The organism is Bradyrhizobium sp. P3_C3, assembly GCF_056402655.1.
The window spans coordinates 15,684-39,547 of the sequence record NZ_JBFUGY010000054.1; the positions used below are offsets into that span (position 1 = coordinate 15,684).

24 protein-coding genes are annotated in these 23,864 nt (G+C 65.6%); 9 read left to right on the forward strand and 15 right to left on the reverse strand.

Annotated features, from left to right (window positions below):
* Nucleotides 1–69: 69 nt before the first annotated feature.
* Nucleotides 70–315, forward strand: coding sequence for a PilZ domain-containing protein (locus AC1DW2_RS38150; protein WP_028149457.1), 246 nt, complete (start codon nt 70–72; stop codon nt 313–315).
* Between the two features lie 245 nt (nt 316–560).
* On the opposite strand, the gene AC1DW2_RS38155 is transcribed toward AC1DW2_RS38150, so the two are convergent.
* From AC1DW2_RS38155 to cobS, 7 genes are all read right to left on the reverse strand, one after another.
* Nucleotides 561–968, reverse strand: coding sequence for a hypothetical protein (locus AC1DW2_RS38155; RefSeq protein ID WP_063980635.1), 408 nt, complete (start codon nt 966–968; stop codon nt 561–563).
* 327 nt (nt 969–1,295) lie between these two features.
* The gene (locus tag AC1DW2_RS38160; protein WP_441496794.1) at nt 1,296–2,408 is read right to left on the reverse strand and encodes an NADH:flavin oxidoreductase/NADH oxidase; all 1,113 of its coding nucleotides are present in this window, start codon (nt 2,406–2,408) and stop codon (nt 1,296–1,298) included.
* A 225-nt stretch (nt 2,409–2,633) separates the two neighbouring features.
* A complete protein-coding gene (locus AC1DW2_RS38165; protein WP_477008567.1) occupies nt 2,634–3,335 on the reverse strand; it encodes a hypothetical protein in 702 nt (233 codons plus the stop codon).
* Nucleotides 3,336–3,366: 31 nt separating this feature from the next.
* On the reverse strand, nt 3,367–4,437 hold the full coding sequence (locus AC1DW2_RS38170; RefSeq protein WP_477008568.1) for an esterase-like activity of phytase family protein: 1,071 nt from the start codon (nt 4,435–4,437) through the stop codon (nt 3,367–3,369).
* Complete coding sequence (gene cobT / locus AC1DW2_RS38175) at nt 4,434–6,341, reverse strand: cobaltochelatase subunit CobT (RefSeq protein ID WP_014490393.1); 1,908 nt, start codon at nt 6,339–6,341, stop codon at nt 4,434–4,436. Before cobT ends, AC1DW2_RS38170 begins: the two co-directional genes overlap by 4 nt.
* Complete coding sequence (locus AC1DW2_RS38180) at nt 6,338–6,748, reverse strand: GNAT family N-acetyltransferase (protein ID WP_028149462.1); 411 nt, start codon at nt 6,746–6,748, stop codon at nt 6,338–6,340. The genes cobT and AC1DW2_RS38180 overlap by 4 nt, the downstream gene beginning before the upstream one ends.
* A 3-nt stretch (nt 6,749–6,751) precedes the next feature.
* Nucleotides 6,752–7,750: a cobaltochelatase subunit CobS gene (gene cobS, locus AC1DW2_RS38185; protein WP_063980631.1), complete on the reverse strand. Its 999-nt coding sequence runs from the start codon at nt 7,748–7,750 to the stop codon at nt 6,752–6,754.
* Between the two features lie 297 nt (nt 7,751–8,047).
* Between cobS and AC1DW2_RS38190 the strand changes: the two genes are divergently transcribed.
* A complete protein-coding gene (locus tag AC1DW2_RS38190; protein WP_441496791.1) occupies nt 8,048–8,707 on the forward strand; it encodes a DedA family protein in 660 nt (219 codons plus the stop codon).
* An 83-nt stretch (nt 8,708–8,790) separates the two neighbouring features.
* Here AC1DW2_RS38190 and AC1DW2_RS38195 read toward each other — a convergent pair whose 3' ends face one another.
* Complete coding sequence (locus AC1DW2_RS38195; RefSeq protein ID WP_354113812.1) at nt 8,791–10,002, reverse strand: citrate synthase family protein; 1,212 nt, start codon at nt 10,000–10,002, stop codon at nt 8,791–8,793.
* Between the two features lie 79 nt (nt 10,003–10,081).
* On the opposite strand from AC1DW2_RS38195, the gene AC1DW2_RS38200 reads away from it, so the two are divergent.
* Together AC1DW2_RS38200 and AC1DW2_RS38205 are read left to right on the forward strand one after the other, a co-directional pair.
* Complete coding sequence (locus AC1DW2_RS38200) at nt 10,082–11,185, forward strand: citrate synthase/methylcitrate synthase (RefSeq protein WP_441496790.1); 1,104 nt, start codon at nt 10,082–10,084, stop codon at nt 11,183–11,185.
* A 180-nt stretch (nt 11,186–11,365) separates the two neighbouring features.
* Nucleotides 11,366–12,412, forward strand: a complete 1,047-nt coding sequence (locus AC1DW2_RS38205) for a sensor histidine kinase (protein ID WP_477008569.1) — start codon at nt 11,366–11,368, stop codon at nt 12,410–12,412.
* On the opposite strand, the gene AC1DW2_RS38210 is transcribed toward AC1DW2_RS38205, so the two are convergent.
* Nucleotides 12,409–13,041 carry a J domain-containing protein gene (locus tag AC1DW2_RS38210; RefSeq protein ID WP_441496789.1) on the reverse strand — a complete coding sequence of 211 codons (633 nt, stop codon included), beginning with the start codon at nt 13,039–13,041 and terminating at the stop codon, nt 12,409–12,411. The two genes, AC1DW2_RS38205 and AC1DW2_RS38210, sit on opposite strands and share 4 nt — an antisense overlap.
* A gap of 158 nt (nt 13,042–13,199) precedes the next feature.
* On the opposite strand from AC1DW2_RS38210, the gene AC1DW2_RS38215 reads away from it, so the two are divergent.
* A complete protein-coding gene (locus tag AC1DW2_RS38215) occupies nt 13,200–13,475 on the forward strand; it encodes a BolA family protein (protein WP_477008573.1) in 276 nt (91 codons plus the stop codon).
* 141 nt (nt 13,476–13,616) lie between these two features.
* Here the strand turns inward: AC1DW2_RS38215 and AC1DW2_RS38220 are convergent, their stop codons facing one another.
* From AC1DW2_RS38220 to AC1DW2_RS38230, 3 genes are read right to left on the reverse strand one after another with little or no spacing between them, the layout of a single operon-like run.
* Nucleotides 13,617–14,921: an HlyC/CorC family transporter gene (locus AC1DW2_RS38220; protein ID WP_063980627.1), complete on the reverse strand. Its 1,305-nt coding sequence runs from the start codon at nt 14,919–14,921 to the stop codon at nt 13,617–13,619.
* Nucleotides 14,922–14,950: 29 nt separating this feature from the next.
* On the reverse strand, nt 14,951–16,099 hold the full coding sequence (aroB, locus tag AC1DW2_RS38225) for a 3-dehydroquinate synthase (RefSeq protein ID WP_441496788.1): 1,149 nt from the start codon (nt 16,097–16,099) through the stop codon (nt 14,951–14,953).
* The gene (locus AC1DW2_RS38230) at nt 16,096–16,722 is read right to left on the reverse strand and encodes a shikimate kinase (RefSeq protein WP_477008570.1); all 627 of its coding nucleotides are present in this window, start codon (nt 16,720–16,722) and stop codon (nt 16,096–16,098) included. Before AC1DW2_RS38230 ends, aroB begins: the two co-directional genes overlap by 4 nt.
* A gap of 158 nt (nt 16,723–16,880) precedes the next feature.
* Between AC1DW2_RS38230 and AC1DW2_RS38235 the strand changes: the two genes are divergently transcribed.
* The 4 genes from AC1DW2_RS38235 (at nt 16,881) to AC1DW2_RS38250 (ending at nt 21,233) form a co-directional block, all read left to right on the forward strand.
* Complete coding sequence (locus AC1DW2_RS38235) at nt 16,881–17,027, forward strand: hypothetical protein (RefSeq protein WP_035730492.1); 147 nt, start codon at nt 16,881–16,883, stop codon at nt 17,025–17,027.
* 17 nt (nt 17,028–17,044) lie between these two features.
* Complete coding sequence (gene xerD, locus AC1DW2_RS38240; protein WP_441496786.1) at nt 17,045–18,001, forward strand: site-specific tyrosine recombinase XerD; 957 nt, start codon at nt 17,045–17,047, stop codon at nt 17,999–18,001.
* Between the two features lie 256 nt (nt 18,002–18,257).
* Nucleotides 18,258–19,220, forward strand: a complete 963-nt coding sequence (locus AC1DW2_RS38245; protein ID WP_071916974.1) for an acetyl-CoA carboxylase carboxyltransferase subunit alpha — start codon at nt 18,258–18,260, stop codon at nt 19,218–19,220.
* Between the two features lie 453 nt (nt 19,221–19,673).
* Nucleotides 19,674–21,233: a murein L,D-transpeptidase family protein gene (locus AC1DW2_RS38250; RefSeq protein ID WP_354113807.1), complete on the forward strand. Its 1,560-nt coding sequence runs from the start codon at nt 19,674–19,676 to the stop codon at nt 21,231–21,233.
* A gap of 109 nt (nt 21,234–21,342) precedes the next feature.
* Here AC1DW2_RS38250 and AC1DW2_RS38255 read toward each other — a convergent pair whose 3' ends face one another.
* From AC1DW2_RS38255 to AC1DW2_RS38265, 3 genes are read right to left on the reverse strand one after another with little or no spacing between them, the layout of a single operon-like run.
* Nucleotides 21,343–22,038, reverse strand: coding sequence for a branched-chain amino acid ABC transporter ATP-binding protein (locus AC1DW2_RS38255; RefSeq protein ID WP_247316462.1), 696 nt, complete (start codon nt 22,036–22,038; stop codon nt 21,343–21,345).
* The gene (locus AC1DW2_RS38260; RefSeq protein WP_028149473.1) at nt 22,031–22,765 is read right to left on the reverse strand and encodes an ABC transporter ATP-binding protein; all 735 of its coding nucleotides are present in this window, start codon (nt 22,763–22,765) and stop codon (nt 22,031–22,033) included. Before AC1DW2_RS38260 ends, AC1DW2_RS38255 begins: the two co-directional genes overlap by 8 nt.
* Nucleotides 22,752–23,861, reverse strand: a complete 1,110-nt coding sequence (locus AC1DW2_RS38265; RefSeq protein ID WP_354113806.1) for a branched-chain amino acid ABC transporter permease — start codon at nt 23,859–23,861, stop codon at nt 22,752–22,754. Before AC1DW2_RS38265 ends, AC1DW2_RS38260 begins: the two co-directional genes overlap by 14 nt.
* Nucleotides 23,862–23,864: the final 3 nt, after the last annotated feature.

Consider the following 23,864-nt stretch of genomic DNA (forward strand, 5'->3'; position numbering starts at 1 on the left):
GCATCAACTCTTTTCCATCATGCCGCTCAAGACCACCCGCGCCGTCCGCGGAATTGGAGGAGAGTGCCAATGCATCCGCGCCGACATGCCCGCGTGAAACCGTCCGGGCTGGTGTCCCGCCAGGCCAAGATCATCACCGATCCGCGCGCGCCGGTGATCCCCTGCACGCTGATCGACTATTCGCCCGGCGGCGCCTGCGTCGATCTCGGCGGGCAGGTGAATATCCCCGACAGGTTCGAGCTGCTCCACGTCAACACCAAGAAGCGCTGCCGCATCGCCTGGAAGCGCGGCTCGCGGATCGGCGTGGTGTTTTAGCGGTGCTCGCCGCAACTGAATAATCCCGCCGAGCATTCCGCTCTGCTCCCTCCCCCCTTGCGGGGGAGGGTTGGGGAGAGGGGTGGCCCAGCAATAGGTGTTGGCTGCGTGCGAGGTGATGCAACACAGGCTCGCTTCATTCGATGGCGCGTGCCGTGTGGCTACCCCTCTCCCTAGCCCTCCCCCGCAAGGGGGGAGGGAACGCGGTGTGCTTGTGGCGCGACCTTTTCCAACAGCTGTCGTAGCTACGCCCGCATCCTGGCTTTCGTGCCGGCGACGATCTGCATGGCGACGCCGGCGATCCAGCCGAACAAAGCGAGCCAGGTCCACGCCAGGTGCGGCTCGAGGCGGAGCACGATGACGCCGACGGAGGCGAGCGCGGTCAGCGTGGCGCAGAGCGTGCCGGCGGCGCTGAGGAATTCCGCGGCGTCGATCGCGCTGTGCGCGTCGTCAAAGGGCAGCTGTGGCGTGTCGATGCCGAGATAGAAGCCGACGAAGCCGAGCAGCATCATCAGCAGCAGGAAGCCTTGCGTGGTCAGCGGGGCGATCGAAGATCCCACATAGGCGCCGACGAACAGCCCGCACGCCGCGCCGGCCATCGCGAGGCCCACGCGCTCGAAAACGTGGGCAGTCTTGCGAACACGAAACCGCATGGCGGGCCTCCCTGAGGAGTTGGGTGCGCGGGAGGGTAGGCCAGTTTTGTGGTGCGTGGAAGGTGAGGAGAGTTACGGATGCGTGAGGGCGCGGGATAGTGAGGGGACGATGGCCCGCGCCGCACCCACCACTGTCGTCCCGGACAAGCGAAGCGCAGATCCGGGATCCATCACCACAGGGAGAGATTTGGCGAAGACTTTAAGTTGTGCAGTGGCAACTCATACCGCGCATTATAGTGAGATCACGCGGTATGGGTCCCTGCGCCCCGTGCGCAATTGCGCACTAGGCAGGGACGACAGTTGTGATTGCAGCGCCCCCCTCGCGCCCTACCTTGCCCCGAACGTAGTCTTGCCGAACAGCGCCTTTTGCGTCGACGGCTGCGAGCGCCAGTATTGCGGCGGGGCTTCGACTTCGCCGCCGAGTTCGGCCGCGGCGTGCCAGCCCCAGCGGGGATCGTAGAGCAAGCTGCGGCCGAGCGCGACCATGTCGGCCTTGCCGGATGCCACGATCTCCTCGGCGTGCTTGGCTTCGGTGATCAGGCCGACGGCGATGGTGGGCAATCCGGTCTCGCGCTTGATGGCCTCGGCAAACTGCACCTGATAGCCGGGGCCGAGCGGGATCTTCTGCAGCGGCGAGACGCCGCCGGAGGAAGCATCGATCCAGTCGACGCCGCGCGCCTTCAGCGCGTTTGCGAACGTGATGGTCTGCGCCAGATCCCAGCCGCCCTCGACCCAGTCGGTCGACGACACCCGCATGCCGACCGGCTTGTCGTGCGGAAACACGCTGCGCACCGCGTCGTAGATCTCGAGCGGAAAGCGCATGCGGTTTTCGAGCGAACCGCCATAATCGTCGGTGCGCCTGTTCGAGATCGGCGACAGGAACTGATGCATGAGATAGCCGTGCGCGCCATGCAGCTCGATCGCGTCGATGCCGAGCCGGGCAGCGCGCTTGGCGCTGTCGACGAAGGCGTCGCGGATGCGCTTCAGGCCCGCGGCATCGAGCGCCAGCGGCGCGGCCTCGCCCTCCTTGTGCGGCAACGCCGACGGCGCCACCGTCTGCCAGCCGCCGTCACTCTGCGGAATGAGCTGGCCGCCGTCCCAGGGCCGCGCGCTGGAGGCCTTGCGGCCGGCATGGGCGAGCTGCATCGCGATGGCCGTCGAGGAATGCTTGCGCACGGAGGAAAGGATCTGCTTCAGCGCGGCTTCGCAGGCGTCGCTGTAAAGCCCGAGACAGCCCGGCGTGATGCGCCCGATCGCCTCGACATGGGTCGCCTCGATGCAGAACATCGACGCGCCCGACAGCGCGAGATTGTTGATGTGGGTGAAGTGCCAGTCGGTGGCGACGCCGTCGTCGGCCGAATACTGGCACATCGGCGACACCACGACGCGGTTCTTCAGCGTCAGGCCGCGCAGCTTGATCGGGGAAAACAGGGCGCTCATGCGGGGAGTTCCGGGGGATGGAGGAATGGAAGCGATTGCATGAAGTTTAGTAGCCCTACGGCGAATTGCCAGCTGCGCCGCGGACATGCCCGCCCGCGGCGCCATGCATTGCGCGCGTCATATGATCACAAGGCGGAGATAACCCTCGGCCGCTTGCCAGGAACTCCGCTGTCATCCCGGGGCACGCGAAGCGCGAGCCCGGGACGACGATCGAATTCGGGGCCCCTACTCCAACTCCTCGAACCTGCCCGGCGCGGGCTTGCCCATACGGATGCGGCCGTCGGGCAACAGTTCGCCGTCGGCTTCGGCCGAGAACTGGATCGTGTTGCCGCCGCCGTCGCGCTTGCTGGCCTTGCCGAGCGGCCCGAGCTTGTCGGCGAGCGCGGTGTCGTCGAGCACGAACACGCGGTACTCGGTGAGGTGAAAGCGGCGCGGCGCCTGCCATGTCAGCGCGGGCACGGATGTGCGCATGTCGCCGTCGGTCTTGATGTCGACGCTGCGGCCGGTCACGTCGCGGAACAGATCCGGCCCGGCGACCAGCCGCGCGCGGCCGCCGTCGATGGCGTAGAGATTCAGCGTGACGATATGGCGCTCGCTGCGGAACGAGACCGCGACGGTGCGCGAATCCTGCGACCAGGCGGCGTGGAAGGCATCCGGCGCCGAGTCCAGAATGTTGTCGTCGTTGACATTGTCGAGCGTCATCAGCCGACGATGGCCGGGCTCAGCCATCAGGTAGATGCGAAAGCCTTCGCTCCCGGACGCGCCGCCGCCATGGGCTGCGACGGACAGCTTCCCATTCGGCGCACGGCCGCCCTGGATGATGGCGTATTCGTTCTTTCCATACCGATGCTCGGCCGTGGCAAAGGCCGGCGACAGCGCGGCGAGCGTGAAAATGAGGGCGAGGGCGAGGATGGCGCGGCAGGGCATGACGGTTTGTCGGAGAAGGGCGGGCGGACGTTCACTCCACCAGCGTGAACTGCAGCAGCAGCGTGCGCTGGAGCATCGAGAAATTGTCGTCCGACACCAGCGTCAGCACGGTCTCGCCCTCGGGCGTGACGTGGGCGTCGATGCCTTCCATGTTGTCGACCTCGTGGCCGAGATCGGCGGCGAACAGCGCAGGCCCGTCGACCAGCGCGTTGGGCGCGATGGATTTCAGGGGGATCGACCGGATGCGGATGTTGATGCCGGTGAACCAGGAGAATTTGCGTTCGAGGATGAGAAGCTCGCCGGACGGCAGCAGCACGGCATCGCTGATGTCGAATTTTTCGGTGCGGCGGACGCTGAACTGGCCGGGCGACGGACCGCCGATCAGGAACGCGACCAGATTGCCGTCGGCATCCAGCCCGCGCTCGGAGAAGGCGATCAGGGCGCCCGCGAGCGGCTGGCCCTTCGGGACGAAGACCAGCGCCTCGAGCCCCTTGTTGGACGGCAACTTCCGCACGGCGGGCGGCGTCGGCAACACCTCGCCGCGGGCGCGCGTGCCGCCCTTGGCGAAATCGAAGCGCAGGATCTGGTTGACGCGTTCGAGCCCGACATAAACGACATTGCCGTCGCGCGCGAGCGACTCGGTGTCGTACCAGAACCGCTTCTCCGTGATCGGCCGGCCCTCGGAATTGAGCATCGGGGACGCCTCGACATCGTCGAGCCCGATCATCTTGCCGCCGGAATAGCGGATGCTGCCGGTGAACCAGCCGCCCTGGTCGGAGATCGCGAGCAAGCGCTCGCCCTTCGCATCGAGCCGGATGCCGGACAGGCCACCGAAGCCGCGATAGGGCGAGGTCAGCACCAGGCCGCTGCGATATTGCAGCTGACCGAAGCGCACGCGCGAGCGGTCGCGCGGCTCGAAATTGGGAATCGGCCGCGCGYTCACCTCGACGCTGACAGCCTCGGTGACGGCGTGCTCGATCTGCGCGGTGCGCGGCGGCGGCTCGGTCGTCGGCTGCGCCTGCGCCAGTCGGGAGAGTGCGAGAGTGGAAAGTCCCGCCGCCGCGTGGCCAAGAAAGCTGCGGCGGGACGATTGCGTGCTCACGAATGCAATTTGCGTCGCGGGCGACCGGCCTGATGCGTGGGCGCGGTGTTGGTCTCGCTGAACAGCTCGGCGAGCTTCTCGGTGATGGCGCCGCCGAGCTCTTCGGCATCCACGATCGTCACCGCGCGGCGATAGTAGCGCGTCACGTCATGGCCGATGCCGATCGCGATCAGCTCGACCGGCGAGCGGGTCTCGATCTCCTCGATGATGTGGCGCAGATGCCGCTCGAGATAGTTGCCGGGATTGACCGACAGCGTGGAATCGTCGACCGGTGCACCGTCGGAGATCATCATCAGGATCTTGCGCTGCTCGGGCCGGCCGAGCAGGCGCTTGTGCGCCCAGTCCAGCGCCTCGCCGTCGATGTTCTCCTTCAGCAGACCCTCGCGCATCATCAGGCCGAGGTTCTTGCGCGCACGGCGCCAGGGGGCATCCGCCGACTTGTAGATGATGTGGCGGAGATCGTTGAGGCGGCCGGGATTGGCCGGCTTGCCGGCGGCAAGCCACGCCTCGCGCGATTGCCCGCCCTTCCAGGCACGCGTGGTGAAGCCGAGGATCTCGACCTTGACGCCGCAACGCTCCAGCGTGCGCGCCAGGATGTCGGCGCAGGTCGCGGCGACCGTGATCGGGCGGCCGCGCATCGAGCCGGAATTGTCGAGCAGCAGCGTCACCACGGTGTCGCGGAACGTCGCCTCCTTCTCGTGCATGAAGGACAGCGGGTGATAGGGGTCGGTCACCACGCGCGACAGCCGCGCCGGATCCAGAATGCCCTCTTCGAGGTCGAAGTCCCAGGCGCGGTTCTGCTGCGCCATCAAGCGCCTCTGAAGGCGGTTGGCGAGGCGGGCGACGATGCCCTGCAGATGCGCGAGCTGCTTGTCGAGATAGGCGCGAAGGCGCTCCAGCTCGTCATGGTCGCAGAGGTCTTCGGCCGCGATGACCTCGTCGAATTTCGGCGCGAAGGCGTGATATTCCGGCCCGCGCGGCTCGTTCTTGCCGTGCGCGTTCGGACGCGTCGCCTCGCCCGGCGTCTCGTCGTCGCCAAGCTCGCCGTCGTCGAACGTGTCGGAGGTCGAGGCCTGCGCGCTTTCCATCGCGCTCTCGCTCATCTCCTCGCTGGAGGCCTGCGCCTGGTCGGCGCTCATCTCCTGCGCGGCGTCGGAATCGGGCGAGCCTTCGGCGCCTGACTGGTCGTTGTCGCCGTCGCGGTTTTCCTCGTCGTCGTCGTTGTCTTCGCTGTCGGCACTGCGCTCGTCGCCGAGCTCGAGCGCGGTCAGCAGGTCATGCACGGCGTCGCCGAACCTGGTCTGGTCCTCGACCAGGCCATCGAGCCGGTCGAGCCGCTTGCCGATCTTGTCCTCGAGAATGGGCCGCCAGAGATCGACCATCTTCTTCGCCGCCGTGGGCGGCGCCATGCCGGTCAGGCGCTCGCGCACCAGCATCGCCAGCGCATCCGCCAGCGGCGCGTCGGCACGGTCGGTGATTTCGTCGAACTTGCCGCGATGGAAATGGTCGTCGAGCATCGCGCTGAGGTTCTTCGCAACGCCCGCCATGCGGCGCGCGCCGATCGCCTCGACGCGGGCCTGCTCGACCGCCTCGAACACGCCGCGCGCCTGCGGATTGCCGGGCATCAGCTTGCGATGCAGCTTTGCATCGTGACAGGCGATCTTGAGCGCGATGGAGTCGGCGTGGCCGCGCACGATCGCAGCGTCACGTTTTGTCATTTTTCGCGCCGGCTCCGGCAGCCGCGCTTTGCCCGGCGCCAAACCGGGGCGCTCGGCCGCAAAACTGACCTCGAGTTCGGGCGATTTCGCGATCGCCTTCAAGCAGGAGGCCACCGAGCGCTTGAACGGCTCGGTCGGGGCTTCCTTGGTGTTACGGAATTTGGAATTGGATGATGATGTGCTCATAGCGACTTCGTAAACGAGTGGCGCGTCACGCCGCCGGGATAGCCCTTGAGGGTGCCGAACTCCTCGTACCCGCAGGAACGATAGAAGCCCGGCGCCTGGAAACTCATCGTGTCGACATGGGCCTGGATCGCGCCCTGCCGTCTTGCCTCGTCCTCGATCGCCGCGATCAGCTTCGTGCCAAGACCCTTGCCGCGCTGCTTCTGGTCGATCCAGAAGTACTGGATGAACAGAACCGTGGCCCAGAGGTGTCCGACGATGCCGCCGACGATCTTGCCGCGGTCTTTCAGCGAGACCGCGATGCTCCTGACCTTCTGCTTCCCGAACTGCTCGTCGTTATAGGCGCCGAGCCCGGCGAGCACAGCCTTTTTGGTGGTCCCAATGGTGCGCTCGACGGTGATGTTTGGCATGGTCTAGCTGAGCGCCACGTTGACCGCCGATTCCGGCAGCTCCGCGTTGAAGCAGCGCTGGTAGAACTCGGCGACCAGGGGACGCTCGAGCTCGTCGCACTTGTTGAGGAAGGTGACCCGGAACGCGAAGCCGATATCGCCGAAGATATCAGCGTTCTCGGCCCAGGTGATCACCGTGCGCGGGCTCATCACCGTCGACAGATCGCCATTGGCGAAGGCGTTACGGGTGAGATCGGCAAGGCGGACCATCTTGTTGACGATGTCGCGGCCTTCCTGCGTGCGATAGTGCTTGGCCTTGGCCAGCACGATCTCCACTTCCTCGTCATGGGCGAGATAGTTCAGCGTGGTGACGATCGACCAGCGGTCCATCTGGCCCTGGTTGATCTGCTGGGTGCCGTGATAGAGGCCCGAGGTGTCGCCGAGGCCGACCGTGTTGGCGGTCGAAAACATGCGGAAGGCCGGATGCGGCTTGATCACCTTGTTCTGGTCGAGCAGCGTCAGGCGTCCGGAGACTTCCAGCACGCGCTGGATCACGAACATCACGTCGGGACGGCCGGCGTCGTATTCGTCGAACACCAGCGCGATGTTGTGCTGGAGCGCCCAGGGCAAAATGCCGTCGCGGAATTCGGTGACCTGCTTGCCGTCGCGGACCACGATGGAGTCCTTGCCGACGAGGTCGATACGGCTGATGTGGCTGTCGAGGTTGACGCGCACGCAGGGCCAGTTCAGGCGGGCAGCGACCTGCTCGATATGGGTGGATTTGCCGGTGCCGTGATAGCCGGTCACCATCACGCGGCGGTTGCGGGCGAAACCGGCGAGAATGGCAAGCGTGGTGGCACGGTCGAAGCGGTAATCAGAATCGACTTCGGGCACATGAGGATCGACTTCGGAATAGGCCGGGACTTCAAGATCGCTGTCGATCCCGAACACCTGGCGCACCGACACCTTCATGTCGGGCAGACCGGAAATTTCCTCAACTTTGGACAGAGCGGCGGTCGTCATCAATCCTCCGAGGCCCCGGGCGATCCCGAGACCAGTTATTTGCACGTTGGCTGCGGCTGGGTGCGGTTGCGAACTTATCAGAGACAACGTGCCGGCAGAAGCCCGCGCCCCAATCAAAGTTCCATTGTCTTTTCATCTAGATAGGCAAGGAACGCGATTTTTGGAGGGCTGCCTTGCGAATCACGCTCGAATTTCGGGCGGGAGGCGTGGCCTGCCCACGCGAATGGCACTTTTACCGCGTGCACCTACTGATGTAGGGTCCGAACCCCGGTGCTCCAGCCCCCCACGAAAGACGACGTGACGTCCTTTCTCGATCCGCTCATATCCTTCGTTTCGGCCCATGCGTGGCTGGCCTATCTGACCCTGTTCCTGGCGGCGCTGCTCGAAGCCGTTCCGGTGGTGGGATCGGTGATCCCGGGCTCGACCATCATTCTGGCGCTGAGCGCGCTGGTTCCAGGCGGGGAATTGAAGCTGCAATTGGTGCTGCTGGCGGCGGCAATCGGCGCCGTGCTGGGCGACGGCTCGGCCTACTGGATCGGGCACCGGCGGCAACGCGAAATCCTCAACACCTGGCCGCTGACCAACTATCCGCGCGTGGTTGCCGAGAGCGAAAGCTTCTTCAACCGCTTCGGTACCTGGGCCGTGTTCTTTGCCCGTTTCGTGCCGCCGATCCGCGCCTTCGTGCCCGTGACCGCCGGGGCACTGGGGATGGCGCCGGCGACGTTTTATGCGGTGAACATCCCGGCGATCCTGGTCTGGGCTCCCGCCCATGTGCTGCCGGGCGTGCTGGCGGTATCGGCCTTCCACCAATATTTCGGCGTGCCGCACCATGGGCATCCGTTCAAGCACATCTGGATCTTGATGGTGGTGACCGTGGCGATCATCGGCGGCCTTGGCATCTGGTACTACCGCCGCCGGCAGAACGGCCTCGCCGCGACGTCCAAGCCGCGGGCTTAGTGCGCCGGTGTCGTCCCTGCCTAGTGCGCAATTGCGCACGGGGCAGGGACGACAGCGGAGGACGACGCGCTCGCAGAGAGATTCTAACTAGCCCTTCTTCCCGGCGCCGGTCCRACATAGCGCGCCCGCGGACGGATCAGCTTGCCGAACTGCAATTGCTCGCTGGCGTGCGCGATCCAGCCGACGCTGCGGGCCATCGCGAACAGCGCGAGCTCGCTGCCTAGGGGCAGGCGCAGCGCGTGCACGAGGACGGCGAGCGCATAGTCGATATTGACGAGCTCGCCGGTCGCCTCGACGATCCGCTCCGGCACTTCGCGCGTGAATTTGCGCGGCGCGCCGGCACGCGCCAGCGCGTTCAGCAGCGACTGCGCGCGGGGATCGCCGCGCTTGTAGACGCCGTGGCCGAAGCCGGCAAAGCGCTCGCCGAGCGCGACGCGCTCGCGGACCATGGGCTCGACATCGCGATCGACCAGCGCCTTGACGAGCTGCGAGGCCAGCACGCCGGCGCCGCCATGCTTCGGCCCTTTCAACGCGGCGAGGCCGGCGATCACGGAGTCATAGAGGTTGAGGCCGGTCGATGCCGCGCAGCGCGCGGTGAAGGTCGAGGCGTTCAATTCGTGATCGGCGAGCAGCACCAGCGCGCGGCGGATGAGGTCGGGCGCGTGCTTGTTGTCTGGCGCCCAGGCCTTCGCGATCTGCTGGTGCAGCGGCTCGGATGATGGCTCGGCGTTCAGCATGGTCGCAACCAGGAGGCGGACAATGCGCCCGCCGACCATCGCGCGGCCATCGGGCGCTCGGGTGAAGGCACGCGCGTCCGCGCTGGTCGCGAGCGCCAGCACTGCGATGGCGCGGTCGATCGGCGCGGCGCGGCGCGCGGCCTCTGCGATCGCGCGCATCTCGTCGGAGATCTGGGGCTGATTGTCCGGCGTGAAGGGATCGACGTCGGAGACGTCCCACAGCAGCGTCGCCGTGTGCTCCAGCGTGTCGTTCTCAGCGAGATCGACGCAATTGACGCCGCGGTAGATCGCGCCCTCCTCGGTAATGGTCGAGATCTCCGTGTCCATGACCGGCAGGTCAGCGTCGAAGCTGCGCAGGCCGCGCGGCTCCGGCGACGGCACCCGGCGCTCCTTAAGGGCGCGGACGTCCTCGGCCCGATAGCGGTTCTTGCGCGAATCCGGCGTCGGCTCGGAGCGGATCAGGCCACGGCTGACATAGGCGTAGAGCGTGGCCGGCGAGATCGCGAGCTCGGCCGCGGCTTCCCGGGCCGACAGATAGAGTTCCTCGGAATTATTCATATTGATTTATGTAATCAAGATTGATCAATCTGTCGAGAGGCCTGATTTTCTCCTGGTGCAGTGCAAAGGAGATTGGGTCATGAACATCCACCTCACCAAAAGCCAGATCGGGCTGGACGGCGTTCCCGCGGCCGAGACCGCGCTGAGCCATGTCGATGGCGAGCGCGGCGAACTGATCATCGCCGGCGAGCATGTCGGCACCCTCGCAAGCCAGTCGAGCTTCGAGGGCGTCACCGCCCGGCTCTGGAATGGCGCGAGCAAGACCACGCTGAGCGAAGCCAATGTGCGGGCGAGCCTGGGCGCGGCGCGCGAGCGTGCGTTCGCGCGTTTGCCGGAGCTGTTGCCGGCGACACGCGGCATGGGCATCGTCGACGGGTTCCGCGCGGCGGTCGCGGGCCTGCGCGCGGAGAACGGGCTGGAACATGAGGCGACGATCGTCGGCGCGTTTCCGGTGATCGCAGGCGCGCTGGTCCGTCGTGCCAGGGGGCTCGAGCCGGTTGCGCCCGATCCGAATGCGAGCCACGCCGCCGATACGCTGCGGATGCTGCGCGGCGCCTCACCGGAGCCGCGCGAGGTCGCGGCGCTGGACGCCTATCTCGTCACGGTCTGCGACCACGGCATGAACGCTTCGACCTTCACCACCCGCGTGGTGGCCTCGACGCAGGCCGATCTGTTTGCCGCCGTCACCGCCGGATACTGCGCGCTGACCGGCCCCTTGCACGGCGGCGCGCCGGAGCCGGTGCTGGAAATGCTCGATGCGATCGGCTCCAGCGAACGCATCAAGCCATGGGTCGATGCCGCACTCGCCCGCGGCGAGCGGCTGATGGGCTTTGGCCATCGCGTCTATCGCGTGCGCGATCCGCGCGCCGACGTGCTCAAGGCCGCGATCGGGCGGCTTTCGGCGGACGGTGCCGACCTGCCCTTTGCCGGCGAGGTCGAGGCCTATATCCGCAGCGCGCTGCGCAAGAAGAATCCGGACCGGCCGCTGGAGACGAACGTGGAGTTCTTCACGGCGATTCTGCTCGATGCTCTCGCCATTCCACGCCAGGCCTTCACGCCGATCTTCGCCGTGGCGCGTGCAGCGGGATGGACCGCCCATGCGCGCGAGCAACAGCGGACGGGGCGGCTGATCCGGCCGAGTTCGTCATATGTGGGGGAAATGCCGAAGGCTTCCGGCGAATAGAGCAGAAAGCGCACGACAGCCGGGCCGTTCACTGCGCTGTCGTGCCTCGCTCGGACGCACGATGACACGACAGAGCCGTCGCGCCGTAATTGCGGGAACGCGCGCACGGTCCGGTCGACGAACTTGGAACATCTCCGGGTTTGGGGACTTAACCGTGAGCCCCCTCGGATCAAGATTCCAATGCTGGACCTGTTTGGACAAGCGGACGAGGCCAGGATCGGCGAGATCGCCGCCGGCTATGCCGCCAACCGGACCGAGGCCGGCACGGATTCTGAAAGACGATTCCGCGACTTGCTGCAGGCTCTGCCTGCCGCGATCTACACAACCGACGCGGAAGGTTGCATCACCTTCTTCAATCGCGCCTGCATCGATTTTGCCGGACGCATGCCGAAGATCGGCGAGATGTGGTGCGTGACCTGGAAGCTCTATCTGCCCGACGGCACGGCGCTTCCCCACGATGAATGCCCGATGGCAATCGCGCTCAAGCAGAACCGGCCCGTGCGCGACGTCGAGGCCGTGGCCGAGCGGCCGGACGGCTCCCGGATCTGCTTCATGCCATATCCGACGCCGCTGCGCGACGAACGGGGGCGTTTGGTTGGTGCGGTGAACATGCTGGTCGACATCACGGCTCGCAAGGAGGCAGAGCAGAGGACGCTGCTCCTCACCTCCGAGGTCGATCACCGTTCCAACAACCTGCTCGCGGTGGCTCAGGCGATGCTGCGGCTGACGAAGGCGGATACCGCGGAAGAGTTCCAGACCGTGTTTGCAGGCCGGCTCAGCGCGCTTGCCAACGTGCAGAGGCTGTTCTCGGCTTCGCGTTGGACCGGCGCGAATCTGAAGACCATCGTCGAAGAAGAACTCCGGCCGTACGCAAGCCGGGACGGCGAGCGGATCAGGATCGCGGGAGACGACGTCCGCCTGCCGCCCACGCTGGCCCAGTCGATCGCAGTCGCGCTGCATGAGCTCGCCACCAACGCCGCCAAATATGGCGCGCTGTCGAGGCCTTCGGGCAGGCTGGAGATCAGCTGGGAGACCAATGGTGCAGAGCCTCTCGTGCTGCACTGGTCGGAGAGCGGCGGTCCCCGGGTCAACGAGGCGCCAACGCGCAAGGGTTTTGGAATCGGCGCGGTCGACGGCATCATCCGGACCTTGCGCGGAACCATTACCCGGCAGTGGAGGCCGGAAGGACTGGTTTGCGAACTGTCCTTCCCGGAAGGCGTAGCCTAGGCCTCGCGGACCACCGTCTTCAGATAATTGTAGGCCTTGATGATCTCGATCAGGCGATCTTCGGTCGACCGGTCGCCGCCGTTGGCGTCGGGGTGATGCTGCTTGACCAGCGCCTTGTACTTGCTCTTGACGTCGGCGAGCGTGGAATTGGGGCCGAGACCCATGACCTGGAGCGCCTTGCGCTCGGCGTTCATCACCTTGCGCGTCTCGGCCTTGGGCTCGGCCTGCGGACCCTTCCGCCAGCCCGCGCGGCCGTTGATCTCACTGAACATGCTGAACGGATCGGACGCCATGTCGATCTCGGCTTCCGCACCCTTCTTGCCGCCATTGGCGCCCATCTTCCAGGTCGGGCGGTGACCGGTCAGCGCATCCTTCTGGTAGCGCGCGACGGCATCGGCATTCATGCCGGAGAAGAAATTGTAGTTCTGGTTGTACTCGCGCACGTGGTTCAAGCAGAAGTGCCAGTACTCGCGCTGGTTCTCGCGGCCCTTCGGCGCACGGTGCGCACCCTTGTTCTGACACCCGGCCCATTCGCAGTTGACCACGGCGTCGCGCGGCTTCACTTCCGGCTGCTTGCCTTTCGGCTTGACCCGGATGGAGTCGAAGAACTTTGATGAATCGATCGGCATGACTGACTTTGACTACGCAATGCAAAAACCTTCAAGTCTTGACATTGCAATTAGCTGGGAACCCGCAGCCGAAGTTTCACTCCGGCGTCTTCGAGGTACGGCCGCCGCAGGCGGCCTATGCAATTGACGGAGTGCGGCTGCGCGCTTTAATGGCACTCATGTTTATGAAAGACACTATCAGCAACAAGTTGCGGGAAGCTTTCACGCCGGAAAGCCTGCAGGTCGTCGACGAGTCACATTTGCATGAGGGCCACGCCGGCCATCGACCGAGCGGCGAGACACACTTTTGCGTTTATATTGCGTCTCAGGCCTTCAAAGGGAAGAGCCGGGTCGATCGCCACCGCATGATAAATTCGGCGCTGGCCGCGGAACTTGCCGGCAGCGTGCACGCGCTCGCGATCCACGCTCAGGCACCGGGGGAAGGCGGCACCTAGCTCGCCAATTCGGCTGTCATGCCCTGCGAAGGCGGGGCATCCAGTAAACACTGCTGGCGAGATTCAATCGATAGGCTGCGGCGTACTGGATCGTCCGCCCCCGTGCGCAACTGCGCACAAGGCGGACGATGACACCGTGCGTCAAAACGACGTTCCCGCCCGCCTGGGCTTGGCCTCTTCCATCTCCGCGTCACGCGGCACCGGTGAAATACGGAGCGCGGTGATGCGGTTGCGTTCGCGGCGGAGGACGCGGAAACGGAAGCCGTGGAACGTGAAACTCTGGCCGCGGTCGGGGATCGAGCGCGCCTCGTGAATGACGAGACCGGCGACTGTCGTTGCCTCCTCATCGGGCAGGTGCCAGTCCATGGCGCGGTTGAGATCGCGGATCGGCACCGAGCCGTCGACCACGACCGAGCCGTCCGGCTGGGCGCGCACGCCGGCGACCACGACGTCGTGCTCGTCGGAAATGTCGCCGACGATCTCTTCCAAAATGTCTTCCAGCGTCACGAGACCTTCAACCTCGCCGTACTCGTCGACGACGAGGGCGAAATGGGTTTTTCGGCGCCGGAACGCCTTGAGCTGCTCGGAGACCGGGCGCATTTCCGGCACGAACCAGGGCGGCAGCGCGATGGTGGAGACGTCGATGCGCGAGGTGTCACCGTCGGATGCGCGGATTGCGCGCAGCAAATCCTTGGCGTGAAGCACGCCGATGATGTTCTCCGGCTTCTCGCGCCAGAGCGGAATGCGGGTGTACTCGGTCGCCAGCACCTCGCGCACCAGTTCCTCCGGCGGCAGGTCGGCATTGATCATCATCATCTCGGTGCGATGGATCATGACGTCGGAGACCTGCAGCTCGCGCAGATCGAGCAGGCCTCCGAGCATGTCGCGGTCCTGCTTCTCGACCTTGCCCTCGTGGTGCAACAGGTCGACCGCGCCGCGCAGGCGCTCGGTCGGCGACAGGATCGCCTGGTGCTCGCCGGCCAAACCAAACAAGCGCATCAGCAGACGAACGATGACCTCGACGATCCGCAGCAACGGTCCCAGCACATACATCGTCAGCCGCATCGGGCGGGCAACCGCAAGCGCCATGCGGTCGGGCGCGTTGATCGCGATGGTCTTCGGTAGCACCTCCGCGAAGATCACGACCAGCGCCGTCATCACGCCGGTGGCATAGAGCACGCCGACATCGCCGAACCAGGCCGTGAAGATGCTGGTGGCGAGCGCGGACGCGCTGATATTGGCGATGTTGTTGCCGAGCAGCAGCGCACCGATCAGGCGCTCGCGCATGTCGAGCAGCTGCGAGACGACATCGGCGTCGTGGTTACCCTGCTTGGAGAGCCGCAGCATGCTGGCGCGCGAGGCGCCGGTCAGCGCGGTCTCGCTCGCGGCGAAGAAGCCCGAGACGAGCAGGCAGAGAATGACGATGGTGAATCCGAGCCAGTCCATGCACCACTCAAAAACCGGTTAGCCGCGCATCAAGCCTTCTGCGCGAGCTTCTCTTTGAGGAAATCGCGCACCGGCGCCGGCTCGACGTCCTTCGCGATCACGGCGCGCCCGACCGCCTCCAACAGGATGAAGGTGAGCTTGCCGCGCTTGACCTTCTTGTCCTGCGCCATCAGCGCCATCAGCGCATCGGCGTCGGCAAGCCCTTCCTGCGCGAAACCGGCGATGTCCTGCAGGCGCGTCGGCAGGCCGGCCTCGATGAGGTGACGCTCGACGCGCGCGGCATCGGCCTCGCCGATCATGCCAAGCTTCGCCGAGAACTGCGCCGCCAGCGTCATGCCGATCGAGACACCCTCGCCATGGAAGAGGCGATCGGAGAAGCCGGTCGCGGCTTCCAGCGCGTGACCAAAGGTATGGCCGAGATTGAGCAGCGCGCGCTCGCCGGTCTCGCGCTCATCGCGCGAGACGACGCCGGCCTTGGCGCGGCACGAGGTCGCGATCGCGTGCTCGCGCGCCGAGCCGCCCTTGAAAATGTCGGAGTGGTTCTTCTCCAGCCAGGTGAAGAAGGCTTCGTCGCCGAGCACGCCGTATTTGGCGACCTCGGCATAGCCGGCGCGGAACTGCCGCGGCGACAGCGTATCGAGCACGGCGGTGTCGGCAATGACCAGCACGGGCTGGTGGAAAGCGCCGAGCAGATTCTTGCCCTGCGGCGAATTGATGCCGGTCTTGCCGCCGACGGAGGAATCGACCTGTGCCAGTAGCGAGGTCGGCACCTGCACGAAATCGACGCCGCGGCGCAGGATCGCGGCCGCAAAGCCGGCGAGATCGCCGACCACGCCGCCGCCGAGCGCGATGACGAGATCGTTGCGCTCGACCTTCGCGGCGATCAGGGCCTCGCTGACCTTTTCGAGGCCGGCATAGGTCTTGGAGATCTCGCCTTCCTCGACCACGATGCGCGAGGTCGGAATGCCGGCAGAAGCGAGCGACGCTTCGGTCGGCTCGAGCCAGTGTTTTGCGACGGTGCGATCGGTGACGATTGCCGTACGCACGCCGGGCCGCAAGCGCGCGACCCGTTCGCCGAGCGAGGCCAGCACGCCGCGGCCGATGACGATGTCATAGGCGCGATCGCCGAGCGCGACGTCGACGTTGACGGGATCTGAATGTTTCAACGGCGCAGTCATCGTACGGCACTCGCAACGTCGGCAGGTGATTGGGCGGCCTGTTCGCCGCAGAGATGGGCGCGCAGCGTCTCGATGCATTCCTCGACGATCCTGTCGTGCGGCACGTCGCGCGAGGCGATGGTGAGGTCGGCATGGCGATAGATCGGCTCGCGCTCGGTGAGCAGGCGCGTCACGGTTCCTTCGGGATCGGCGGTCTGGAGCAGCGGGCGGTCGGCGCGGCGGCGCACCCGGCGCATGATGACGTCAGGGTCGGCCTTGAGCCAGATCGAGACCGCCTTGGCCGCAATGCGATTGCGCGTCTCCTCGCGCATGAAGGCACCGCCGCCGGTCGCCAGCACGATCGGCTCGCCGTCGAGCAGGCGCGCGATCACCCGCGCCTCGCCATCCCGGAAATACGGCTCGCCATGGCGCTCGAAAATCTCCGGTATGGTCATGCCGGCATGAGCGACCTCGATCTCGGTGTCGGCGTCAACGAAGGGCAACTTGAGCCGGGCCGCCATGCGGCGGCCGATGGTGGATTTGCCCACCCCCATCATGCCGACGAGCACGATCGAGCGCGTCCCGAGCGCCGACAGGATGTCGGCCTCAGGGGCAGCTTGTATCGGCAACGCGGCGTCGGGCATGGGTCTCGCTCGATCTGCCGCCGGAGGCGGCATGCTTTGGCCACCTATACGACCCCCTCGGGGCCCTCGCCAGAGGACTCTTGCCACGAAACGGCGAACATGTTGGATGATTTCATTGGTTAATTTGGACGCCTGAGACCTTCCCGAGACCTTGCCCGATGCCCAGCCTGTTCCGCTTCCTGACGGTCGTCGCCGTGCTCGCCGGCATCGTCTATGGCGTGGTCTTCGCGCTGGCGAACTTCGTGAGCCCGAAGTCGCGGGAAATGACGGTGACGATCCCGCCGGATAAGTTTCTCAAGAAATAGGAGCTAGCCTCCAGGGCATGCGCGTACAGCCCTCAGACAGCAAGCTCACCGGCCTGTTCCTCGACATGCTCGCGGCGGAACAGGGCGCCGGCCCCAATACGCTCGACGCCTACCGCCGCGACCTCACCGATTTCTCGGAATTTTTGGGCCGCGTCGGGCACAGCTTTGCCGACGCCGAGACGCAGATCCTGCGCGATTACCTCGGCGATCTCGACAGCCGCGGCTTCAAGTCCACCAGCGTCGCGCGGCGGCTGTCGGCGATGCGGCATCTCTACCGCTTTCTCCTGAACGAGCGCATCCGCACCGAGGATCCCGCGGCGATCCTGTCCGGCCCCAAGCGCGGCCGCGGCCTGCCAAAGGTGCTGTCGATCGCGGATGTCGACCGCATGCTCAGCCGCGCCAAGGAATTGAGCGAGGCGGAGGACGCTTCTCCCTCGAAACGGCTGCGCGCGTTGCGGCTCTATTGCCTGCTCGAGGTGCTCTACGCCACCGGCCTGCGCGTCTCCGAGCTGGTGGCGCTGCCGCGCTCCGCGGCAAAACGCGACGCCCGCATGATCGTGGTGCGCGGCAAGGGCAACAAGGAACGCCTGGTGCCGCTCAACGAGGCTTCACGGCAGGCGATGGCCGATTATCTCGCGGCGACGGAAGCGGCAAAAGCCGACAAGAAGAACAGCGTGGCCGCCTCGAAATGGCTATTCCCATCGTTCGGCGAGAGCGGGCATCTGACGCGGCAGCATTTCGCTCGCGACCTGAAAGAGCTTGCTGTCGCCTCGGGGCTGCAGGCCCGGCTGGTCTCCCCGCACGTGCTGCGCCACGCCTTTGCCAGCCACCTCCTGCACAACGGCGCGGATCTGCGCATCGTGCAGACCCTGCTCGGCCACACCGACATCTCCACGACCCAGATCTACACCCATGTGGTCGAGGAGCGCCTGAAGAGCCTGGTGCGCGACCTGCACCCGCTGGCGGAGAAATAGACAGGTCTCTTGCCCCGGCTCTGCGCAGCAGCGCTATAGAAGCGCTGCAGCGCGTCCGGGACACGAGAGCCCAGCCGGGGCAACCCATGAAACCGCCTTGACTTCGGCCACATCTCCGCAGAAAGAGCCGTGGCCTCACGCATGATTTGGCGGGCTGCTTTAGAGCGCACAAGCCAACTCATTGAAGAAGCTACATTTCTTTCCGCCGATCCAAACCTGCTTCGACGCCCCGCCCCGTCCTCGCTATATTGAGTTGATGCCAGATCACATGCGCAGCTATCTCGACTTCGAAAAGCCGGTCGCCGAGCTCGACTCCAAGGTTGACGAGCTGCGGACGCTTGCGGCCTCGGGCACCGATATCTCCGAGGAAATCGGGAAGATCGAGGACAAGGCGGCGCAGGCGCTGGCCGACCTCTATCTGAACCTGACGCCGTGGCAGAAGACGCTGGTCGCGCGGCATCCGCAGCGGCCGCATTTCAACGATTTCATCAAGGGCCTGATCACCGAATTCACTCCGCTCGCCGGCGACCGCAAGTTCGGCGAGGACGAGGCACTGGTTGCCGGCTTCGGCCGCTTCCGCGGTGAGGCCATCTGCGTGATGGGCCAGGAAAAGGGCGATTCCACCGAGAGTCGCATCCGGCACAATTTCGGCATGGCGCGGCCCGAGGGCTATCGCAAATGCGTGCGGCTGATGGAAATGGCCGAGCGGTTCGGCCTGCCGGTGCTGTCGCTCGCCGATTCCGCCGGCGCCTATCCCGGCATCGGCGCCGAAGAGCGCGGCCAGGCCGAAGCGATCGCGCGCTCGACCGATGCCTGCATGGCGCTGACCGTGCCGAACGTCGCCATCATCACCGGCGAGGGCATGTCCGGCGGCGCCATCGCCATCACCACCGCCAACAAGGTCCTGATGCTGGAGCACGCGATCTACAGCGTGATCTCGCCCGAGGCCGCCTCCTCGATCCTGTGGCGCGACGGCTCCAAGGCGCAGGAAGCCGCCAACAACATGAAGATCACCGCGCAGGACATGCTGCGCTTCGGGGTGATCGACAGCATCTTGAAGGAGCCGGTCGGCGGCGCCCACCGCGACCCCACCGCCATGATCGCCACCACGGGCGATGCCATCGCCAAGGCCTTTGACGAGCTCCGCGGCCTGGACGGCGACACCATCCGCAAGCAGCGGCGGCAGAAATTCCTCGATATCGGCCGGAAACTGGGCTGATTCGGCCGTTTTCGGTGCCGTAGGGTGGGCAAAGCGAAGCGTGCCCACCCTTCCAAACAGTATGGGGAGCGAGATGGTGGGCACGGCGCTTTGCGCCTTTGCCCACCCTACGAGACCTTTCGGGCGGCCCCCGACCGCCCCGGTAACTCCCCGTTAACCCTTTTTTTGCCCAAATCAGCGATCTCTGTGCGGATTGGGCCAAAAGGCCCAAGTACGGCCCAAAGTCGCGTCCATTTAGTCTTCGTTGACCATGCCACTGGGCCAACGGGCTCGTGATCCCAGCTCGGGTTGCGACCACATGACCCAGAGGTTAGAATTTTAATCAATGGCTTCAGGGCACAAGCGCTGGAGCGTGGTTCGAAAACACCCGTCACGACGGGTCCGGATCTCCGGTCGGATCATGCTTCGAGATTGGGGTTCGCGCTCTCTGCCCGGCACGGTGTGGGGTCCATCTTGATTTCTCGTTCGCTTGCTCGCGCGCTTTTGGCTTCGGTTGCGCTGCTGACGGCCAGTGTTCTGCTGGCCGGCTGCGACACCGACCAGGTTTCGCTCGCGACCAACGCCAAGGCCAACCAGCCGGTGCCGCCAAAGCTTCTCGCCGCGATGGTCGAGAAGGACATGGACCTGCAATCGCCGATCCTGGTGCGCCTGTTCAAGCAGGAGGCCGAGCTCGAGGTCTGGAAGCAGGCCCGCAACGGCCAGTTCGCGCTGCTCAAGACCTATCCGATCTGCCGCTGGTCGGGCGATCTCGGCCCGAAGGTGCGCGAAGGCGACCGCCAGGCGCCGGAGGGATTCTACTCGATCAATCCGGGCCAGATGAATCCGCAGTCGGCCTACTATCTCTCGTTCAACACGGGCTATCCGAACGCGTTCGACAAGGCTCTGGGGCGCACCGGCTCGCAGCTGATGGTGCACGGCGATTGTTCGTCGCGCGGCTGCTACGCGATGACCGACGAGCAGATCGCGGAGATCTATTCGCTTGGCCGCGAGTCGTTCTTCGGCGGGCAGAAGGCGTTCCAGCTGCAGGCCTATCCGTTCAAGATGACGCCGGTGAACATGGCCAAGCACCGGAACAACCCGAACATGCCGTTCTGGAAGATGATCAAGGAAGGCTATGATCATTTCGAGGTGACGCGGCAGGAGCCGAAGGTCGATTTCTGCGAGCGCAAATACGTGTTCGACGCAACGAAGACGCCTGACGCGAAGCGCGATCCGGTGTTCGACGCGTCCGCGAAGTGCCCGGCCTATGTGATCCCCGAGAACATCGCCAGCGCGGTGCGCGACAAGGATGCGCGCGACCAGGTCGAGTACAACAAGCTCGTCGCCAAGGGCACGCCAATCGCGCGCATGAACACCGGCATCGACGGCGGCATGAACAAGATTTTTGCCTCGAAGATTCCGGAGGGATCGACCGGACTGTCGGAGAATGCCGAAGGCTCGACCCTGGAGATGCTGGCGATGGCGAAGGCGCCGGGCACGATCCCCGGACACGTCAATCCGCCCAAGCCCAATCTCGATGCGGCCGCCGCCGCTCCCGCGAACCAGGAGCCGGTCGTCGCCGTCAGCGCCCCCGCCGCCACCACCCGCGTCGCCGCAGCCGCGCCGGCCAGCGAGAAATCCCAAGAGAAATCGTCAGGCGGCTTCTTCTCCAACCTCGGCCGCAAGATGGGCCTCGGCACCGCCGACACGACGGCGACCACGCCGCCGCCGCAGGCGACCGCGTCCGTGGCCCCGACCGCTGCGCCAGCAACACCACCCACCGCGACGTCGAGGCTGAAGGCCGCAGTGACCCGGTTCGTGCCTGGCCGCGATACGTCCAAGGACGCGCCGAAGCCGGCCGTCGCCGCCGCCAAGCCGGCCGAACCGGTGAAGCCGGACACGCGCCTCGCCGCGACGCGGCCGGCGCTGAAGCCGTCGGTGTCGGATGGCGCGAGTGAAGCGACGCAGATCATGGGCGCCGCGCCGGTGGTGTCGTCGAACTCGTTCGACAGCCGCTTTGGGGCGGTGAAGTAAGGCCGGCGCTCCGCTTAATCTCTCCGATCCATCTCAGCCTGACGCCGTCATTCCCCTTGATGAGGTACAGTGAGAGCGCTGCGCCTCACTCAAAGACTGGCAGCGCGACCTACGGCGCCAAATACCGCATCAGCTCCGGATTGACGCGCACATCATTCGCCTGCCCTTGCAGCGCGACCCTGCCGCGGTCGAGCACGTAGGCATAGTCCGCGACGCGCAGCGCGAGGTCGAGGTGCTGCTCGACGATGATGACGGCGATGCTCTTCGCGAGCTCGATCAGGCGCTCGGTGATCTCCTCGATCACGCCGATCCAGACGCCTTCGGTCGGCTCGTCCAGCAACAACAGCTTCGGATCGCCCAGCATCGCGCGGCCGATGGCGAGCATCTTGCGCTCGCCGCCGGAGAGGGTGCCGGCGGGCTGGTCGAGGCGCTGGCCGAGTTTCGGGAAGATGGTCAGCACCTGGTCGACCGCGTCGGCCTTCTTGCTGGCGAGCGAGCCGACCGCGAGATTGTCGCGCACCGACAGACGCGCAAACACCGAATGCTCCTGCGGGACGTAGCCGATGCCGGCGCGCACGCGCTCCTGGGTCGCGCGGCGGCTGATGTCGCGGCCGTCGAAGGCAACCTCGCCCTTCCAGGCCGGCAGCTCGCCGACGATGGTCTTCATCAGCGTGGTCTTGCCGGCACCGTTGCGGCCGAGCACGGCGACGCCGCCGCGCCAGGGAATGCCGAGGGTGACGTCGAACAGGACCTGGCTGCGGCCATAGCCCGCGTCGAGATGCTTGATGTCCAAAAATTCAGGCACGGCGCAGATAGATCTCCTGAACGGATTTATTGGCCTGGATCTCCGACACGGTGCCTGATGCCAGCACCTTGCCCTGGTCGAGCACGGTCAACCGATCGCAGATGTCGCGGATGAAATCGAGGTCATGCTCGACGATGACGAGCGAGCAATGTTTCTTGATCGGCTGAAGCAGCTCACCGGTGACGCGGCGCTCCTCCAGGCTCATGCCGCCGGTCGGCTCGTCCAGCAGCAGCAGCTTCGGCTTGCCCGCGAGCGCCATCGCGATCTCCAGCCATTGCTGCTGGCCGTGCGACAGCGCCGCCGCCGCGTCGAAGGCACGATCGGCGAGGCGGAACTGCGTCAGCATGGTCATGACCTGGTCGTGCAGCGCGCCCCGCGTGCGCGAGAATACGAGATCGAACAGCGAGGACTGCGCCTGCAGCGCGAGCAGGATGTTGTCGTAGAGCGTCAGCGTCGGCAGCACGCTGGTGATCTGGAATTTCAGGCTCATGCCGGCCCGGGCCCGTTCGGTCGGCGTGAACGCGGTGATGTCGGTGTTGATGAAACTCACTTTGCCTTGGGTCGGCACTTCGGCCCCCGCAATGCACTTCATCAGCGTGCTCTTGCCGGAGCCGTTCGGTCCGATCAGGCCGTGAAACTCGTTCTCGCCGACGGTCAGCGCGGCGCCGTCGAGCGCGGTGAGCTTGCCAAAGATCTTCTTGATGCCGGCGGCCTCAAGGAGCGGCATTGCGCTTCTCCTTCTTAGTCTCCTTGGGCTTGGCACCAAAGCTGCCGACCCGCTCGCGCTCGCCGAGCACAAAACTGATCAGGCCGAGCGGCCGGAACAGGATCACGAGCAGCAGCAGCAGACCGAGGATGATCGGCCAGATCTCGCGATAATTGTCAGAGAGCCAGAAGCTGACGCCCTCGACGATCACGGCGCCGATGACGGCGCCGATCAACGTGCCGGAGCCGCCGAACAGAACATAGAGCACCACCTGCGTCGAGACCACGACACCGACCATGTTGGGCCAGACGAAACCTTCGTGGAAGGCATAAAGGCTGCCGGCAAGACCTGCGATGGCGCCGCCGATCGCGAAGATGATCGCCTTGAGATGCTGCGCCTTGTAGCCGAAGAAGGCGATGCGCTGCTCGTTCTCGCGCAGGCCTGCGAGCGCCAGCCCGAATTGCGAGCGCACCAGGAAGCGGCAGAGCAGGTAGACCACGACGAGGATGCCGAGCACGAGATAGTAGAAAGCCGGGCCTTCAGTAAATTCGTAGCCGCCGAGCGACATCGGCGCGATCGAGGGGATGCCATTCTGGCCGCCGAGATAGTACCAGCCGCGCGCGAGGCGATCGGCGGCGTAGGAGCCGGTCAGCGTGCCCAGCGACACGAAGATGACACTGGAGGGATGCCGTCCGAGCAGCAGGAAGCCGCCGAGCAGCAGCGCGAAGGTGAGGCCGATGATCGTGCCGGCGGGGAGCACCAGGAAGATGTTGGTGATGTCGAGGTCGCGCGCGAGCAGCGCGACGCCATAGCCGGCCGAGCCGAAGAACAGGGCCTGGCCGAAGCTCATGATGCCGGCATAGCCCCAGACCAGATCGAACGACAACGCGAACAGCGCGAGAATGATCACGCGGGTCGCGAACACCGTGAGGTAGTCCTGCAGCACCAGCGGCGCGAGCAGCGCCGCGACGAGCACGACGCCCTCCACGATCGGCAGGACCTTTCGTCCTGCCTTGACCTGTTCCTTGGCCTGTTCCGCGGCCACGCGTTCAGCCATCGCATCGTCCGCTTCGTCGCCGGCGATGGCTTCTCTTACCACACTCATCGACTTCGGCATTCC

Coding starts and splice junctions, on each gene's coding strand:
- AC1DW2_RS38200 (WP_441496790.1), top strand. CDS start 10,082: ATGAACATCCACCTCACCAAAAGCCAGATCGGGCTGGACGGCGTTCCC.
- AC1DW2_RS38165 (WP_477008567.1), bottom strand. CDS start 3,335: ATGCCCTGCCGCGCCATCCTCGCCCTCGCCCTCATTTTCACGCTCGCC.
- AC1DW2_RS38260 (WP_028149473.1), bottom strand. CDS start 22,765: ATGCCGCTCCTTGAGGCCGCCGGCATCAAGAAGATCTTTGGCAAGCTC.
- AC1DW2_RS38230 (WP_477008570.1), bottom strand. CDS start 16,722: ATGCCCGACGCCGCGTTGCCGATACAAGCTGCCCCTGAGGCCGACATC.
- AC1DW2_RS38210 (WP_441496789.1), bottom strand. CDS start 13,041: ATGCCGATCGATTCATCAAAGTTCTTCGACTCCATCCGGGTCAAGCCG.
- AC1DW2_RS38180 (WP_028149462.1), bottom strand. CDS start 6,748: ATGCCAAACATCACCGTCGAGCGCACCATTGGGACCACCAAAAAGGCT.
- aroB (WP_441496788.1), bottom strand. CDS start 16,099: ATGACTGCGCCGTTGAAACATTCAGATCCCGTCAACGTCGACGTCGCG.
- AC1DW2_RS38265 (WP_354113806.1), bottom strand. CDS start 23,861: ATGCCGAAGTCGATGAGTGTGGTAAGAGAAGCCATCGCCGGCGACGAA.
- cobS (WP_063980631.1), bottom strand. CDS start 7,750: ATGACGACCGCCGCTCTGTCCAAAGTTGAGGAAATTTCCGGTCTGCCC.
- AC1DW2_RS38245 (WP_071916974.1), top strand. CDS start 18,258: ATGCCAGATCACATGCGCAGCTATCTCGACTTCGAAAAGCCGGTCGCC.
- AC1DW2_RS38220 (WP_063980627.1), bottom strand. CDS start 14,921: ATGGACTGGCTCGGATTCACCATCGTCATTCTCTGCCTGCTCGTCTCG.
- cobT (WP_014490393.1), bottom strand. CDS start 6,341: ATGAGCACATCATCATCCAATTCCAAATTCCGTAACACCAAGGAAGCC.
- AC1DW2_RS38235 (WP_035730492.1), top strand. CDS start 16,881: ATGCCCAGCCTGTTCCGCTTCCTGACGGTCGTCGCCGTGCTCGCCGGC.
- AC1DW2_RS38150 (WP_028149457.1), top strand. CDS start 70: ATGCATCCGCGCCGACATGCCCGCGTGAAACCGTCCGGGCTGGTGTCC.
- AC1DW2_RS38155 (WP_063980635.1), bottom strand. CDS start 968: ATGCGGTTTCGTGTTCGCAAGACTGCCCACGTTTTCGAGCGCGTGGGC.
- AC1DW2_RS38205 (WP_477008569.1), top strand. CDS start 11,366: ATGCTGGACCTGTTTGGACAAGCGGACGAGGCCAGGATCGGCGAGATC.
- AC1DW2_RS38160 (WP_441496794.1), bottom strand. CDS start 2,408: ATGAGCGCCCTGTTTTCCCCGATCAAGCTGCGCGGCCTGACGCTGAAG.
- AC1DW2_RS38215 (WP_477008573.1), top strand. CDS start 13,200: ATGTTTATGAAAGACACTATCAGCAACAAGTTGCGGGAAGCTTTCACG.
- xerD (WP_441496786.1), top strand. CDS start 17,045: ATGCGCGTACAGCCCTCAGACAGCAAGCTCACCGGCCTGTTCCTCGAC.